The organism is Cupriavidus sp. GW823-FHT07A04, assembly GCF_058794615.1.
In genome coordinates, this window is the sequence record NZ_JBXAHA010000003.1 from 313362 (window position 1) to 329774 (window position 16413).

Sequence of the window (16413 nt, forward strand, 5' to 3'; positions counted from 1 at the left end):
CTGAAATCCATTGTGATGCGCGCTGCGTCAAAGGAATCTGGGAACCCACGTTGCTTGTCTTGATTTGAGGACACCAACCAAACGATCCCGGCGCCGCTGCGCGGTTGCCGCGCCACCTAAACTGCCCATTTTGCCTGCGCCCCGGACGGCCTGCGCGTAAATCGACAGCGTCGTCGCGCGTGTAACGAGCGCGTACTTCAAAGGCATAAGGTTACGCCCATGCTAATAAATAATCAATCCCCGCCCCCGGACGGAGTGGAAAACCTCAATTGTTTCAACATGTTAAGAAAATGTGTGCACACACTGACGGGGTGCCGGCGGCAGTAAAAAGACAATAAAAAAGCCGGGCAAGCCCGGCTTTTCAAGACTGACAGGGATTTAGCGCTTGGCTGCCGCGTCCACCACCACCAGCGACGTCATATTGACGATACGCCGCACCGTGGCCGAAGGCGTCAGGATGTGGACAGGCGCCTTGACGCCAAGCAGGATCGGCCCGATCGCCACATTGTTGCCCGCCGCGACCTTGAGCAGGTTGTAGGCGATGTTGGCAGCGTCGATATTCGGGCACACCAGCAGGTTGGCCTCGCCCTTGAGGGTGCCGTCCGGCACCAGCGTGTCACGCAGCTTCGGGTCCAGCGCGCAATCGCCATGCATCTCGCCATCCACCTCGAGATCCGGGGCGCGCTCGCGCAGGATCGCCAGGGTTTCGCGCATTTTCTGCGCCGAAGGCGCTTCGGATGTGCCGAAGTTGGAGTGCGACACCAGCGCCACCTTGGGGACGATGCCGAAGCGCTTGAGCTCTTCGGCGGCCATCAGGGTGATCTCGGCCAGCTGGCCAGCGGTCGGGTCGATGTTGACGTGGGTGTCGACCAGGAAGATCTGCCGGCCCGGCAGGACCAGCCCGTTCATCGCCGCATACACCTCGTTGGTGCCACCCAGGATCTGGTCGATGTAGCGCAGGTGCGCGGCAGTCGTGCTGACCGTGCCGCAGATCATGCCATCGGCCTCGCCCTGCTTGACCAGCATCGCGCCGATCAGCGTGGTGCGGCGGCGCATTTCCAGCTTGGCGTACTGCTGGGTGATGCCCTGGCGGGCCATCATCTTGAAGTACGCCTCGGAGTAGTCGCGGAAACGTGCATCGTGTTCCGGGTTGACCACGGTGAAGTCGATGCCGCCGCGCAGGCGTAGGCCAAAGCGCTCGATGCGGTGGGCGATGACGGCCGGGCGGCCGACCAGGATCGGGTTGGCCAGCTTTTCGTCGACGATCACCTGCACCGCGCGCAGCACACGCTCTTCCTCGCCCTCGGCGAAGACGATGCGCTTCTTCTCCATGTCGACCTGGCGGGCAGCCGCGTAGATCGGCTTCATCAGGGTGCCGGAGTGGTACACGAACTGCTGCAGCTGCAGGCGGTACGCGTCCATGTCCTTGATGGGGCGCGCGGCCACGCCGGACTTCATGGCGGCCTCGGCCACCGCCGGCGCGATCTTGACGATCAGGCGCGGATCGAACGGCTTGGGAATCAGGTACTCGGGGCCGAAGGACAGGTCCTGTATGCCATAGGCGGTGGCGACGATGTCGCTCTGCTCCTGGCGGGCCAGTTCCGCAATCGCATGCGCCGCGGCGACTTCCATCTCACGCGTGATGGTGGTGGCGCCGCAGTCCAGCGCGCCGCGGAAGATGAAGGGGAAGCACAGGACGTTGTTGACCTGGTTCGGGTAATCGGTACGGCCGGTGGCGATCACCGCGTCCGGACGGACTTCCTTGACCAGCTCCGGCAGGATTTCCGGGTTGGGGTTGGCCAGGGCCAGCACCAGCGGCTTGTCGGCCATGCGCTGGACCATGTCCTGCTTGAGCACGCCGGCAGCGGACAGGCCCAGGAAAATATCGGCGCCATCGATCACTTCTGCCAGCTTGCGCTTGTCGGTCTTTTGCGCAAAGCGGGCCTTTTCCGGGTCCATCAGCTCAGCGCGGCCTTCATAGACCACGCCCGCCAGGTCGGTCACCCAGATGTTCTCGATCTTCATGCCGAGGTCGAGCAGCAGGTCCAGGCAAGCCAGCGCCGCAGCGCCCGCGCCGGAAGCCACCAGCTTGACCTTGCTGATATCTTTGCCGACCACGGTCAAGCCATTGACCACAGCCGCGCCGACCACGATGGCGGTGCCATGCTGGTCATCGTGGAAGACGGGAATCTTCATGCGCTCGCGCAGCTTGCGCTCAACGTAGAAGCACTCGGGTGCCTTGATGTCTTCCAGGTTGATGCCGCCGAAGGTGGGCTCGAGCGCGGCGATGATCTGCACCAGCTTCTCGGGGTCCTTCTCGTCGAGTTCGATGTCGAACACGTCGATGCCGGCGAACTTCTTGAACAGGCCTGCCTTGCCTTCCATCACCGGCTTGGAAGCCGCCGGGCCGATATCACCCAGGCCCAGCACCGCGGTGCCGTTGGTGATCACGCCGACCAGGTTGCCGCGCGCGGTGTAGCGGAATGCATTGAGCGGATCGGCGACGATTTCCTCGCACGCGTAGGCCACGCCCGGCGAGTACGCCAGGGCCAGGTCACGCTGGTTGGACAGCGGCTTGGTCGGCGTAACAGAGATCTTGCCCGGGGTCGGAAACTCGTGATATTCCAGGGCAGCTTTGCGCAGCGCCTCACGCTGCTGCTGCTTCAGGTCGTCTTGGGGCGTGGGCTGCTGGGGACTGGTCATCGGCGCATCTTCCGGTCGGTGGAGCCGTTAATCACGTATGGGACACGAAATGGCGGGTCGGCTCCACGTACCCGCAGTCTCTTCCTTTGGAACCTGGCATTTTATATTGTGAAATATTATTTCACAATAAGCGTTTTGCGCGAGGCACCTTTGCGTTTCGGTACAATATGCCGCATGCCGCCAGCGCTGAACAGCAGGGCGAAACCCGCAGCGGCCGCGACCCGGCGAGGTTTCCCTGGCCCTTCGCAGAATCTCCGCCGCCCCGACTCCCTTCATGCCCGATTCCTCCAGCGCCCAGCTCTCCGAGTTCGACCTGATCCGCCGCTTCTTTACCCGGCCCGCGCAAAAGGCGGTACTGGGCGTGGGCGACGATTGCGCGCTGATTGAAGGGCGCCCCGGACACCACCTTGCCATCAGCACCGACATGCTGGTCAGCGGGCGGCACTTCTTTCCGGACGTGGCGCCGCGCTCACTTGGGCACAAGGCGCTGGCGGTCAACCTGTCCGACCTGGCGGCCATGGGTGCCGAGCCCCGCGCCTTCACACTAGCGCTGGCGCTGCCCGATGCGCAAGCCGCATGGCTGTCCGAACTGGCCGCCGGCATGCTGGAACTGGCAGACGCCCACGGCTGCGAGCTGATCGGCGGCGACACCACGCGCGGCCCGCTGACGCTGAGCCTGACGGTGTTCGGCGACGTACCTGTGCATAAGGCACTGCGACGCGATGCCGCACGCCCTGGCGACGATATCTGGGTCTCCGGCACGCTTGGCGATGCCCGCCTGGCGCTGGGCGACTTCCGTGGCGAATGGCTGCTGCCCGAACCGGACTTCAGCCAGGTGCGCCCGCGCATGGACACGCCAACGCCGCGCATCGCGCTGGGCATGGCACTTCGCGGTGTGGCGCATGCGGCACTCGATATTTCCGACGGCCTGGTCGGCGACCTCGGCCATATCCTGGAGCGCTCCCAGGTCGGCGCCCTGCTCGACGTGGACGCCCTGCCCCGCTCGACGGTGCTGGCCAGCCAGCCGGAGGCGCGCCAGCTGGAATGCACCCTGGCCGGCGGAGACGATTACGAACTCTGCTTTACCGCGCCCGTGGGTGAGCGCGACCACATTGCCGCCATCGGCGCGCGGCTCGGCCTGGCCCTGACGCGCGTCGGCGCGATCACGCCCGAGGCTGGCCTGCGCCTGGTTGACCGCGACGGTAATCCGAGCGCTTACAACGGCACCAGCTTCGACCACTTCGCTTCCCCCTGACAAGCTTGCGTGCGCCGTGTCATCATGCAGCCATGCGGGGCGCCAGACCCTGCCCGGACACGCCGTCCGGCACAATCCCATCCGAACCAGACGAGCCAATCCCTGATGTCCGCCTACCCGCCCGGGCCTACCGCGCACGATCCCGCCCTGACCCTGGAAGCTGGCCAGGCCGCCAAGGTCACGCGCCCTACGGCGCGTTTCATGCTCTCGCACCCTGCTCACCTGATCGCGCTGGGCTTCGGCTCGGGACTATCGCCAGTCGGGCCTGGCACGGTCGGCACGCTGTACGCATGGCTGTCCTACCTGGTGATCTCGATGTGGGTGCAGCCGGAAACCTGGCTGTGGCTGATCGTCGGCGGCTTCGTGCTGGGGCTCTGGGCCTGCGCGCGCACCGCGCGCGACATGGGCGTGTTTGACCACGGCAGCATGGTCTGGGACGAGATCGTGGCGTTCTGGCTGGTCATGGCCTTCGTCATGCCGACCGGTTTCTGGGGCCAGCTTGCGGCGTTCCTGTGGTTCCGCCTGTTCGATATCGTCAAGCCAGCGCCCATCGGGCATCTCGACCGTACGCTCAAGGGACCCGGCCTGCGCGGCGGCTTCGGCGTGATGTTCGACGACATCATGGCCGCCTTCTACACGCTGCTGGTGTTCGCCCTGTGGCGTTCGCTGTGATCGGCGACTCCCCCCCAACCTATCTACTGAATCCGCCATCATGCCCGTCAGCCGCTTGCTCGACCAACTCGCCGTCCAGGTCGGAATCTCCCTGAACGAGAAGTCGCTGTTGCTCGCCACCGCGGAATCCTGCACGGGCGGCCTGGTGGCCGCCGCCATTACCGATGTATCGGGTTCGTCAGGGTGGTTCGAGCGGGGCTTCGTCACGTACTCGAACGAGGCCAAGTCGACCATGCTGGGCGTGCCAGCCAAGCTGATTCGCGATCATGGCGCGGTCAGCGAGGAAGTGGCGCGCGCCATGGCCGAAGGGGCCCTGCTCAACAGCCGCGCCCAGGTGGCGCTGTCGATCACCGGCGTGGCCGGGCCAACCGGCGGTACGCCGGAAAAGCCCGTGGGCATGGTGTGCTTCGGCTGGAGCAACCGCATCACCACCAAGGTGGAAACGCAGCGCTATCGCGGCGACCGGCAGCAAATCCGCCGCCAGGCTGCGGAATACGCGATTCGCGGCCTGCTCGAGCTGGTCCGCAACGAGGCCTGAGGGCTCAGGCACGCGCGGCGGCCAGCAATCCGCCGGCAATGCGGCGGTTCAGCCCTGGCGGAAGCGATTGATGGTTTCGCGCGTCTGCAACGCGACGTTGCGCGCGGCCGCCGCGAAATCCTTCTCGCGGCTGGCGTAGAGGATGGCGCGCGACGAATTGATCATCATGCCGGCGCCAGCGCCGGTGCGCCCCGCGCGGACGGTGGCCTCGATATCTCCGCCCTGGGCGCCGATGCCGGGGATCAGCAGCGGCATGTCGCCCACGATCTCGCGCACCTTGGCAATCTCCGCGGGGAAGGTCGCCCCCACCACCAGCGCCATCTGTCCATTGGTATTCCAGCGCGTGGCGGCCGCCTCGGCCACCACCTGGTACACCGGCTTGCCATCCACCGGCAGGAATTGCACGTCGGAGCCGCCCGGGTTGGAGGTGCGGCACAGCACGATCACGCCGCGATCCGCATAGGCCAGGTACGGCTCCAGCGAATCCAGGCCCATATAGGGATTGACCGTGACAGCGTCCGCCCGGTAACGCTCGAAGGCTTCGATGGCGTACTGCTGCGCGGTCGAGCCGATGTCGCCGCGCTTGGCGTCCAGGATCACGGGAATCCCGGGGTGAGCGTCATGGATATAGGCGATCAACTGCTCGAGCTGGTCTTCGGCGCGCTGCGCCGCGAAATAGGCGATCTGCGGCTTGAAGGCGCAGACCAGGTCGGCGGTGGCGTCGACGATCTCGCGGCAAAAAGAGAAGATCGCACCGCCCGTGCCCGTCATGGACAGGGGCAGCTTGCCCGGGTCGGGGTCTAGCCCGACGCAGAGGAGGGAATCGTTGCGCTGCCAGGCTGCAGCCAGCTGCTCGGTGAAGGTCATGGGATGCTCGCTAATCTGGGTCGGCCGCGTCGGCTGCGCGCCGGGCTTGTCAAGCCGGGTCGGCGCTCCCCCGCGGCAACAGTCGTTCCTGCGATTTTACCCGCTGCGTGCTCTCTTCTGCCGTTCTTCCTCGATACAAAGAGCGGCGTCGCACACAGCGGCCGGCCGGGGCCTGCGCACGCAAATGATGAAATGCAGCCAGATCGAGATGCCGATCGGCGTGCCGAGCTTCCGGATGCTGGTGGCCACGCTGCCCTTCCTGCTGCTCGTGCCCCTATTGCGGCGCTGGCGCCAAAGCGCGCGGGCGGCATAACAACGCACTGCGCGCCGGCGCCTCCCATTCACCCACATTTCACTTAACAATCCCCCCCTCGTTGGGCTACACTCGCGGCCATCATAATCCCGGAGAAACTACGTGGGCAGTAGCATCGGGTGTTCGTGTTGCCGCAGCCAGATTGCGATCGCACCGAATGCCATGTCACTGCGGGCTGCGTAACGACGACCGCCGGAGCCGGCTTTATCCCGCTCCACCGCCTCGTCGGACTCGCCCGCAGCACATACTGCGGGTGAGTGTTCTTCCGTGTCCCTGACGGCCGCCGCCGCGCGCCGCTTCGTCCCGGACTAATCCCTCCCCCGGCTTGCCAGCCATGAACGGCAAACGCCATCGCCTTGCGCGCCCTTCGAGCGCACAGCGCGATCACGCTTGCCAGCGGCCCTGTGCTTCGCCGTTTTCGCGCGAAGCATGGGCTCGCCCCATGGCCGGCGAGCCAAGCCTGCGCGTTTCTTCGCCAAACGCAACAAGGAAGCCCTGGGATGATCAACCTGTTCGTCCTGCAGAAAGGCCGGCTCGCACAGGAGCAGGTCGACGATCGCAATGAACTTCTGCAGCACAAGCCAATCTGGATCGATGTCATCAGCCCCGATGACGAGGAACTCGCCTGGATCAAGGAAGCCTACGGCGTAGCCTTGCCCGAGCTGGAAGACCTGGGTGACCTGGAAGCCTCGGCCCGCTACTTCGAGGGCGAGGACGAGAACATCCATATCCGCACCGACTTCCTGCTCGACGAGGAAGACATCTCGCGCAACGTGCGCGTGGCGTTCGTGCTCACGCGCGACGTGCTGTTCTCCATTCACGACGAGGACCTGCCGGTGTTCCGGCTGGTGCGGTTGCGCGCCCGCATGCGCCCGGGCTCGGTGCGCAACGCCAAGGACGTGCTGATGGACCTGTACGCCACCGATGCGGAATATTCGGCGGACTCCATCGAGGAAGTCTACGAGCGGCTGGAGGAAGCCAGCAAGCGCGTGCTGGCGGAGAACGTGACCGATGCCGCGGCGGCCGACGTGCTGGAAACCATCGCCCGCGAAGAAGACTTGAACGGCCGCATCCGCCGCAACGTGATGGACACGCGCCGCGCGGTCTCCTTCCTGATGCGCAGCCAGTTGCTGTCGGCCGAGCAGCAGGACGAAGCCCGCCAGATCCTGCGCGATATCGACTCCATCGAGAACCACACCGCGTTCCTGTTCGACAAGATCAACTTCCTGATGGACGCCACGGTCGGTTTCATCAACATCAACCAGAACAAGATCATCAAGCTGTTCTCGGTGGTCTCGGTGGCGCTGATGCCGCCCACGCTGATCGCCAGCATCTACGGCATGAACTTCAAGTTCATGCCGGAGCTGGACTGGGCCGCGGGTTATCCTTGGGCCATCGGGCTGATGGCCGTGTCGGCGGCGATCCCGCTGGTGTACTTCAAGCGCAAGGGCTGGCTAAGCTGAACGGTACCTGATCGGCGCCTGAACTGCTCTGCCCCGGACTCAGTCGGGCAGCGTGGCCGCGCCCATGCGGCGCGCGATGATGTTGGCCTTGACCTTGAAGTTCACGCGCACATTGGCGCAGTACTCCTTCTTGTCGAAGCACTTTGGCGCCGGCAGCGCCGCGGCCAGGCGTGCAGCCTGGCCCACACTCAGCCTGGCGGCGCTGGTCTTGAAATAATGCTGGGCCGCGGCCTCCACGCCGAACACGTCCTCGCCCCACTCCACCGAATTCAAATAGATCTCGTAGATGCGCTGCTTGTCGAGCCAGAACTCGAGCATCCAGGTAATGGCCAGCTCCTGGCCTTTGCGCAGGTAGTGCTGCTCGGACGAAAGGAAGAGGTTCTTGGCCAGTTGCTGCGTGATGGTGGAGCCGCCACGCACGATATGCCCGCGCTTCTTGTTGCGCTCCCAGGCATCGAGCATGGAATCGAGCTCGTAGCCGGGATGGTTGACGAAATCGGCGTCCTCGCTGGCGATCACCGCGCGCTTGAGGTTGCGGGAGATATCGTCATAGCCGACCCAGCGGCGGTCCACCTGGCAGCTCCAGAATTTGAAGCCGCACAGACGCCACTGCTCGGCCCGCATGAACGCCGTGGATGACGGGTTCACGGTTTGCCAGGCGGCGATCTGCAGGAAGAAATACACCTGCATGGCCAGCACGCCGGCGATCAGCGTGCCAAGCAGGTAGGCGAGCCAGCGCAGCGGGTTGAGGCCGCCGCCCCTGCCGCCTTGAGCCGCCCCGGGACGGGCGGTGTGCTTGCGCTCAGCCATGTTCGAGCCAGCCGGCCGGCGCTTTAGCGCGCGGCTTCGGCCTGCAGCGCCGCGCGCAGCGTTGCCAGCACGGGCGCGGTGGCGGGCCGCACACCCCGCCAGTTGTAGAAGGCCTCGGCGGCCTGCTCGACCAGCATGCCCAGCCCGTCGCTGGTGCGCGCGCCGCATTGGGCGGCGAACTTCAGGAATACGGTGGGCTCCGCGCCGTACATCATGTCGTAGGCGAGCACGTCCTTGCCCAGCAGTTCCGCCGGCACCGGCGGCAACTCGCCCTGCAGGCTGCTGCTGGTGGCGTTGATGACCACGTCGCAGGCGTCCTCATCGGTCAAACCCGCCAGTGCGTCAAAACCACCGCCCCACAGCTCCACGCCGTACTCGTCCGCTTGCTGGGCCACGTTTTCCAGGATATCGCTGGCGCGCTGGGGCGTGCGGTTAGCCACCACGATGCGGTCCGGCCGGCAGGCGATCAGCGGCAGCATGGCGCCCATGGCGGCGCCGCCCGCGCCCAGCAGCAGGATGCGCTTGCCTTCGAGCAAGGTATCGAGGTTGACCTCGATGTCGCGCGTGAGGCCGACACCGTCGGTGTTGTCGCCGTGGATCACGCCGTCCTCGATCCACATGGTGTTGACCGCGCCCGCGCTCTCGGCGCGCGGCGTCAGGCGCTCGGCGAGGTCGTAGGCTTCGAGCTTGAACGGCACGGTCACGTTCAGGCCGTGGCCGCCGCCGTCGAAGAAGGCGCGCACGGTGGCGACGAACCCATCGAGCGGCGCCAGCAGGCGCTCGTACTCGACGGCCTCGCCGGTCTGCTGCGCAAATGCGGCATGGATGGCGGGAGAGCGGCTGTGCGCGACGGGGTTGCCGATCACGACGTAACGGTCGGCGAGAGTCTGGGATTGCATAGTGTCAGGTGATGGCGTCATCGGGACTGCAGGCGAGTTTCCAGCCCGCTGCGCGAAAACTTGAATGTGGAGATCACTTCGAGAATATCCTGGCGCGCCTGCATCTGCGCCGTGAACCCGCCGAACGGCGCCGCCGCCCGCACGATGGCAACCGCCTGGCGGTCCAGCACGGGATCGCCCGAGCTCTTGACCACGTCAATGGCGTCGATGTTGTAGCCATCGCGGTTATAGCCAAGCCGGCCCTGCCGGTTGACGTTGATCACCAGGATCAGTTGCCCGTAGATCGGCTTGCCATTGCGCTGGGGGAAATCGGTGGTGCCGCGCGCTTCGATCTTCTGGCGCAGGCGGTCGTAGTACTGCGCGTATTCCACTTCCTGCGCGCTGGTGGCGGTGAGCTGGTAGCGCTTGGGCCGCTTGGCGTATTGCTCGAGGTTGCGGCCGATCTCGGCTTCGAGCTTGGCCATCTCGTCGAGCGAGGTGCGTTCGTCCTGGCCGCGCAGCGGGTTTTCCACGCGCTGCTGGCCTGGCTTGAGCGGCTGGCTGTGCACGGACGGCGCGGCTTCGCGCGACTGCGTCATCAGGCGCTGCTGCTCCTGCTCCATCTGCTCCACGCGGCGCTGCATCTGGCGCACCAGGTCGCCGTCCTTGGTGACGGTCTGTGCCGGCAGCGGCGTGGTGGCGCGCTGCTGGTCGTGCTCGCCACCGCCGTCGAGGTTGGCCTGGGCCAGCACGGTGGGGTTCTGCGGGCGCTGCGCCGATTTGGAATTGACCAGCACCACATCGAGCGCGGCGTCGGTGCGCTTGATCTCGAACGCCTCCGGCGCCACGACGCGCACGGTCAGCAGCAAGGCATGGGCCAGCAACGAGACGACCAGCGCCTTGGCCATCGTGCTGCTGGCGTTCCACCACTGGCGGGGAGAAAAAGCGGCTTTCACGATGGGCGGGACGTTGGCTGGGAAGCGTCGATCGGGCGAGACTGGGGCCGGGGTCCGTGGGACCCCGGGGTCAGACTGCGATTGTAAGGGAGCGCCTCGTTTTTTCCGAGGAACTCAGCCTGCGCCGCCGGTGCCGGTGTCGCGTGTGTCCGACGCAGCGCCTTCGCTTGTGGCAGCTGCAGCACTCGCGGCTTCGTCATCGCCGGCTTCCCCGGCCGCAGCGTCAACCTCACCTTCGGTTGCCCCTTCGGCCGCACCCTCGGCAGCGGCTTCGGCAGCCTCCTCGGCCGCGGCTTCAGCGGCGGCTTGCGCCGACACTTCACCGGCTTCGTCGTCCCGCTCCATCTCCTCCTGCGGCAGCTCGCCTTCGCCGGCAAACACCTCCAGGACCCGGCATGACACTTCCAGCGAGATCTCGTCGATCGCGCCGATCTCCAGCAGCACCTGGGTGCCGCGCGACGCCTGCATCAACTCCGGCACGCGCGTGACCAGCGGGATCTCGGCAAAGCGCACCGCGCCTTCCTTGAGCACCGAGCCCATCAGGCGCTCGCGCTTTTCCTGCTGCAGCCAGCGCAGGCACCAGTAGCGCTCCATGGTCGACTGGTGGTCGGCATAGGCAGCGTAGGTGCCTTCGAAATCCGCCACCGCGGCCAGCAGGTCCGAATCCTTGGGCTTGAACGGCGCCACCAGCTTGGCCGTGATGCCATGCTGGGCGACTGCCAGGATCTGCCACTGGTTGACCAGGTCGACATAGCGGCGCAGCGGCGAGGTGCTCCACGCATATTGCGCCACGCCCAGCCCCTCATGGGGCGCCGGGTAGGTCTGCATGCGGGTGCGGTTCATGCCCCAGGCCTTCTGCGTGCGGTAGATGCCCGGCACACCGTTGTCGGCAAGCAGCTTGCCCCAGGTGCTGTTGGCCAGGATCATCAGCTCGGCGACGATCTTGTCGAGCGGGGAGCCGCGGCGGCGCTGCTCGATGCGCACGCGTTCGCCTCCATCCTCCAGCAGGTCGATGTAGAAGCTGTAGTCGGCGCGGTTGTGCGACTCGGGACGCAGCCCGCTGGCCAGACGCGCCTTCTGGCGTTCGTCGTGCAGCCAGCCGGAGAAATGGAACAGCTGGGTCAGCGCGTCGCGGAACGGGTAGTCGCCGGTGCCGGCAGCCAGCGCGGCCTCGGTCACCACATCCTCAAGCAGGTTGTGGCGCAGGTTGGCCGCGATCTTGACCAGCTCGGCGCGGGTCTCGCTGCTGACGATCATCTGCAGGGCCGGGTCGTAGACCACGTACAGCGACAGGGCCGGGCACTCGCGCCCTTCCTGCAGCGTGTAGCGCTCCACCACCGAATCCGGCAGCATGGTGATCTTGTCGCCGGGGAAATAGACTGTCGACAAGCGATGGCGCGCCACGGCGTCGAGCGGCTCGCCACGGCGGATGCCCAGGCCGGGCGCCGCGATATGGATGCCCACGCGGATCTTGCCACCGTCCAGCGGCGTGACCGACAGCGCATCGTCGATCTCCGTGGTGGTGACGTCATCGATGGAGAACGCCTCCACATCCGCGCGCGGCAGTTCGCCGGCGGGTTCCGGCACGGCCACGTCGGGAAAGCCGGTGCCCTTGGGGAAGCACTCGGAGAGGAACTTGGCCTCATGCAGCGCGCGCGGGCTGGCAATGCCGCCCACCGCCACCATCAGCCGCATCGGCGACATGCCTAGCGCGGTGCAAGCGGCGTCCATCGCCTTGTATTCGAGGCTGTTCTTGTCGGGCTTGAACAGCAGTTGCAGTGCCTTGCCGCGGAACGCATCGGGCAGAGTCAGGGCCTTGAGCTGGTTTTCGTACTCGGCCTGCACCAGGGCTTGCTGCTTCTTGCGCTCGAGCGCGGCGAGCGCAGCCTTCAACTGGTCTTCCGGCGCACGCTGGTAGCGCCCGCGGCCCTTGCGGCGGAAATAGACCGGATTGCCGTGCAGCGTCTGCGCCAGCGCGGCTTGCTGCACCACGCTCGCACCCGCGCCGTAGTACTCGGCCGCCAGGTCGACAAAGCCGAACTCGTCCTCCGATGCGCATTCCCACAGGAATTCCAGGTCGACCTCGCCGACCAGGTCGGCGGCCTGGCGCAACAGCTCGATCGCCGACGGCTGCGCGAACTGCAGCAATACGTCGCGCGACTTGACCTTGGTGCGTTTGCCCGCGGGCAGCTCCACCTGGTACGACTCGCCCTGCTGGGTCAGCACGGTGCCGGCGCGAATCTCGCCGCCTTCTTCGAACAGCAACTGCATGGATCGGTACTTTCAGAAATGCCGGGAACCGCACTTGGCAAACCAAGCACCCTGGCGCTTTGTCACGCCTGCGGGAACGGCCCGGTGAGAGAAATGGTGCAAGGCCGCCTTCAGGCAAGGCGGCAACCGGACCTGAGATGATACCGCACCGCGCCGGCTGCAAGCCCGGCGCAGGGCGGGCTGTTACAGCGACATGCCGCCGCTGGCCTCGATCGCCACGCCATTGACGTAGCTGGCATCGTCGCTGGCAAGGAAGGTGTAGATGCTGGCGATTTCGGCCGGCTCTGCCAGACGGCGCAGCCAGCAAGACGATTTCATGCCGTCCAGCACCTTCTCCGGCACGGTCCGCAGGATCTCGGTGGCGACGAAACCCGGGCACACCGCGTTGACGCGCACGCCCTTGGGGCCCAGCTCGCGCGCCCACGTCTTGGTGAAGCCGATCACACCGAACTTGCTCGCCGCATAGTTGGTCTGGCCGAAGTTACCGTACAGGCCAACCACGCTGGAGGCATTGAGAATCACACCTTTGCCCTGCTCGGCCATGATGTCGGCCACGGCCTGGGCGCAGTTGAAGACGCCCTTGAGATTGACGTCGATCACCGCGTCGAACTGGACTTCGGTCATCTTGGTCAGGCGTGCATCCTTGGTGATGCCTGCGTTATTGACGAGGATGTCGATGCGGCCGTGCTTGGCCAGCGTGGCCGCCACCATGGCGTCGACCTCGTCGCGGCGCGTCACGTCGACCTTGTGGGCGCTCACGGTGGCGCCAGAAGCGGCGAGCGTCTCGGCGGCAGCGCGCACGCGCTCCTCCTGCACGTCGCAAAGCACCACCAGCGCACCTTCCGCGGCAAAGCGCTGCGCGGTGGCAAAACCGATCCCGGCGGCAGCGCCGGTGATGATGGCAACACGTCCCTGCAATTTCATGGTGGTCGTCTCTTGTTCTTGGTCGCGATTATCGATTTGGGGAAAATTCTTGCTCTGGATGGCTACCTGGCGGCTTCTGCCTGGAGCCGCTCAGTTCCGGCGCGGGCCGCGCCAGCAGGTCGGGCAGGAATACCTCGGTCACCAGCATGACGCCGTCGCCACGCCGGAAGGCCGAACGCCGCGCAGGCAACACCGATGACGCAGCGAGCTCCCGCATGGCCGGCACGGCTAGTTCCAGCCGGCGCCGCAGCGGGTGATGCGCAAGCAGGCGCGCAAAGGCAAACGGCTCGCGCCGCACGCGGGGATCGACGAACAGCGCGCCGCCCAGCGGGCGCTCGCCCAGGCCGCGCAGGAATGGCCAGTCGCGCCGGGCACGGTCGGGCTTCACCACGGTATGGGCAAAGATGGCCGGCACCCCGTCACAGATCAGCAGCACCTCGCGCGCCAGCGCGCGGCGGCGGGCAGGCAGCCCCAGCGCCTGCCATTCATCGGCAAGGGCGAGTTCAATGCGCTGCGCCAGGCGGCGCACCCGGAAAGCGTCCGACGCTGCCACCAGCCGGGCGGTGAGCGAGCCATCACCGGTCACCCAGCGGCGCAGGTTGGCGCTGATGGCGGGATCTTCGGGTAAATGGGCGTGCCAACCACTGCGGCGCAGATGCGCCCCGTTCATGCCGCGCTCATGCCCGTGGCTCCGGATCGATGGGGTCGATGGCGTCGCCCTGGCTGAGCTGGCCATCGGGTCCATAGCCGCAGAAAGCGAGGACTTCGTCGACGTAGTCGGCAAATTCACTGATGCCGTGGTCGCTGCCCTCGATGACGCGCGTGTGCGCGCCGGGGAAGGCCGCCAGCATCTCGCGATAGTCCAGCACCTCGTCGCCGGTCGCAGCCATCAGGAAATAGCGCTGCGGCCGGGTGATGGGCTCGACCCGCAGCGCCAGCAGTTCATCCAGATGGTGGCGCTCCACCCGCACCGAGCCGCCACCGTGCCAGAGCGGCTGGTCGCCCAGGTGGCGCTCCAGGTCGGTCCAGGGATGCACCGCCGGGTTGAGGAGCACAGCGCGGCAGCCGTGGCGCTCGGCCAGCCAGCGCGCATAGAAGCCACCCAGCGAGGAGCCGATGATGGTGAGCGGCTGCGCGCCACCGGCTTGCGAGGCCGCGATGGCCGCTTCGGCCTGGGCGATGGCCTGGGCCGGCGACACATTCAGCACCGGGCAAGCGTAATAGCGTCCCACGCCCCATTCACGCATGCGCTCCTGGACCAGGCGCGCCTTGAAGGACTGTGGAGATGAGCGGAAACCGTGCAGGTATAGCAGCATGCCAGGCCCCGCTCAGGCGCAAGCACCTGCGGCAAAGGCGTCCAGCAGCTTCTGGTGGACGCCGCCGAAGCCGCCGTTGCTCATGACCAGCACATGGTCGCCCGGGCGCGCGGTGGCTCGCACCGCGCGGACCAGCTCGGGAAGGTCGCTGAAGGCGGCCGCGCGCTCGCCCAGCGGCGCCAGCGATTCGGCCAGGTCCCAGCCCAGGGCATCCTTGCCGCTGGCCGCGCCATACCCGAACACCAGGTCTGCCGCCTCGAGGCTGGCCGGGAGTTGCGCCTTCATCACGCCCAGCTTCATGGTGTTGGAGCGCGGCTCCAGCACCGCCAGGATGCGCGCCGCGCCAACCCGCTTGCGCAGGCCGTCGAGCGTGGTCTGGATCGCAGTGGGATGGTGGGCAAAGTCGTCATAGACCGTGATGCCATCGACCACGCCACGCACTTCCATGCGGCGCTTCACATTCGCGAAGCGCGACAAGGAATCGATAGCTTGCGGCGCTGGCACGCCCACATGGCGGGCAGCCGCAATCGCAGCCAGCGCATTCATCCGGTTGTGCGTGCCTTGCAAGGCCCAGCGGAGCCGGCCTTGCAGCACGTCGCCGAACCAGACATCGAAACTGTCCTGGGTCGTGCCGTCGCCGGTGGCATCGCCTTCGGCGGGCTCGCCCGCACGCCAGTCGCCGATGCCAAATTGCTCGGTCTCGCTCCAGCAGCCCCGCTCCAGCACGCGCGCCAGGCTTTCCTCATAGCCGTTGACGATCAGCCGGCCCTGCTCCGGCACGGTGCGCACCAGATGATGGAACTGGGTCTCGATGGCGGCAAGATCAGGGAAGATGTCGGCGTGATCGTATTCCAGGTTGTTCAGGATGGCGGTGCGTGGACGGTAGTGGACAAACTTGCTGCGCTTGTCGAAGAACGCCGTATCGTACTCATCGGCCTCGATCACGAAGAAGTCGGACTCGGTCACCCGCGCCGACACGCCAAAATTCTGCGGCACGCCGCCCACCAGGAAGCCCGGCTGGTAGCCGGCATCTTCCAGGATCCAGGCCAGCATGGAGGTGGTGGTGGTCTTGCCGTGGGTGCCCGCCACCGCCAGCGTCCATTTGCCGCGCAGCACATGCTCGCCTAGCCACTGCGGGCCGGAGACATAAGGCAGGTTGCGGTTGAGGATGGCCTCCATCAGCGGATTGCCGCGCGACACCACATTGCCGATGACGAACAGGTCCGGCTCCAGCGCTAGCTGGCCGGGATCAAAGCCCTCGATCAGTTCAATGCCCTGCGCCTCGAGCTGCGTGCTCATCGGCGGGTAGACATTGGCATCGCATCCGGTGACGCGGTGGCCAGCCTGCTTGGCAAGCACGGCGAGGCCGCCCATGAATGTGCCGCAGATACCAAGGATGTGAATATGCATGGGATTTAGGATTGGGCGGGCCAGGGCGGCCGGGCCG

Annotated in this window: 15 protein-coding genes; 5 read left to right on the plus strand and 10 right to left on the minus strand. The window is 66.2% G+C overall.

Translation table 11 applies throughout. The features are described 5' to 3' along the window. Positions 1-378 precede the first annotated feature (378 nt). Positions 379-2703, minus strand: coding sequence for an NADP-dependent malic enzyme (locus AC1Q7Q_RS07225; protein WP_492372934.1), 2325 nt, complete (start codon positions 2701-2703; stop codon positions 379-381). Positions 2704-2977: 274 nt separating this feature from the next. Between AC1Q7Q_RS07225 and thiL the strand changes: the two genes are divergently transcribed. From thiL to AC1Q7Q_RS07240, 3 genes are all read left to right on the plus strand, one after another. Further along, positions 2978-3958 (plus strand): thiamine-phosphate kinase, encoded by a 981-nt coding sequence (thiL, locus tag AC1Q7Q_RS07230; protein WP_441633812.1) that lies wholly within the window; start codon positions 2978-2980, stop codon positions 3956-3958. A gap of 105 nt (positions 3959-4063) precedes the next feature. Then, the gene (locus AC1Q7Q_RS07235) at positions 4064-4630 is read left to right on the plus strand and encodes a phosphatidylglycerophosphatase A family protein (protein WP_492372933.1); all 567 of its coding nucleotides are present in this window, start codon (positions 4064-4066) and stop codon (positions 4628-4630) included. Between the two features lie 40 nt (positions 4631-4670). Next, positions 4671-5168, plus strand: a complete 498-nt coding sequence (locus AC1Q7Q_RS07240; protein WP_416049684.1) for a CinA family protein — start codon at positions 4671-4673, stop codon at positions 5166-5168. Between the two features lie 48 nt (positions 5169-5216). Here AC1Q7Q_RS07240 and pyrF read toward each other — a convergent pair whose 3' ends face one another. Next, positions 5217-6035 (minus strand): orotidine-5'-phosphate decarboxylase, encoded by an 819-nt coding sequence (gene pyrF / locus AC1Q7Q_RS07245; RefSeq protein ID WP_492372932.1) that lies wholly within the window; start codon positions 6033-6035, stop codon positions 5217-5219. A 184-nt stretch (positions 6036-6219) separates the two neighbouring features. Between pyrF and AC1Q7Q_RS07250 the strand changes: the two genes are divergently transcribed. Beyond that, positions 6220-6348, plus strand: a complete 129-nt coding sequence (locus AC1Q7Q_RS07250; protein ID WP_492372931.1) for a hypothetical protein — start codon at positions 6220-6222, stop codon at positions 6346-6348. 500 nt (positions 6349-6848) lie between these two features. After that, positions 6849-7811 (plus strand): magnesium/cobalt transporter CorA, encoded by a 963-nt coding sequence (gene corA, locus AC1Q7Q_RS07255; protein WP_043349592.1) that lies wholly within the window; start codon positions 6849-6851, stop codon positions 7809-7811. 39 nt (positions 7812-7850) lie between these two features. Here the strand turns inward: corA and mtgA are convergent, their stop codons facing one another. The 8 genes from mtgA to mpl form a co-directional block, all read right to left on the minus strand. Next, on the minus strand, positions 7851-8552 hold the full coding sequence (gene mtgA, locus AC1Q7Q_RS07260) for a monofunctional biosynthetic peptidoglycan transglycosylase (protein WP_492372979.1): 702 nt from the start codon (positions 8550-8552) through the stop codon (positions 7851-7853). A gap of 92 nt (positions 8553-8644) precedes the next feature. Beyond that, entirely contained in the window at positions 8645-9520 is an 876-nt protein-coding gene (aroE, locus tag AC1Q7Q_RS07265) for a shikimate dehydrogenase (RefSeq protein ID WP_492372930.1), read from the minus strand. A 17-nt stretch (positions 9521-9537) separates the two neighbouring features. Beyond that, the gene (locus tag AC1Q7Q_RS07270; protein ID WP_150986893.1) at positions 9538-10407 is read right to left on the minus strand and encodes an energy transducer TonB; all 870 of its coding nucleotides are present in this window, start codon (positions 10405-10407) and stop codon (positions 9538-9540) included. A gap of 162 nt (positions 10408-10569) precedes the next feature. Further along, positions 10570-12726 (minus strand): ribonuclease catalytic domain-containing protein, encoded by a 2157-nt coding sequence (locus AC1Q7Q_RS07275; RefSeq protein WP_492372929.1) that lies wholly within the window; start codon positions 12724-12726, stop codon positions 10570-10572. 183 nt (positions 12727-12909) lie between these two features. Next, positions 12910-13650, minus strand: a complete 741-nt coding sequence (gene fabG / locus AC1Q7Q_RS07280) for a 3-oxoacyl-ACP reductase FabG (protein ID WP_492372928.1) — start codon at positions 13648-13650, stop codon at positions 12910-12912. 28 nt (positions 13651-13678) lie between these two features. Continuing rightward, positions 13679-14320 carry a chorismate--pyruvate lyase family protein gene (locus AC1Q7Q_RS07285; RefSeq protein WP_492372927.1) on the minus strand — a complete coding sequence of 214 codons (642 nt, stop codon included), beginning with the start codon at positions 14318-14320 and terminating at the stop codon, positions 13679-13681. 7 nt (positions 14321-14327) lie between these two features. Further along, positions 14328-14966 (minus strand): YqiA/YcfP family alpha/beta fold hydrolase, encoded by a 639-nt coding sequence (locus AC1Q7Q_RS07290; protein ID WP_492372926.1) that lies wholly within the window; start codon positions 14964-14966, stop codon positions 14328-14330. Between the two features lie 12 nt (positions 14967-14978). Continuing rightward, complete coding sequence (gene mpl / locus AC1Q7Q_RS07295; protein ID WP_492372925.1) at positions 14979-16376, minus strand: UDP-N-acetylmuramate:L-alanyl-gamma-D-glutamyl-meso-diaminopimelate ligase; 1398 nt, start codon at positions 16374-16376, stop codon at positions 14979-14981. Positions 16377-16413: the final 37 nt, after the last annotated feature.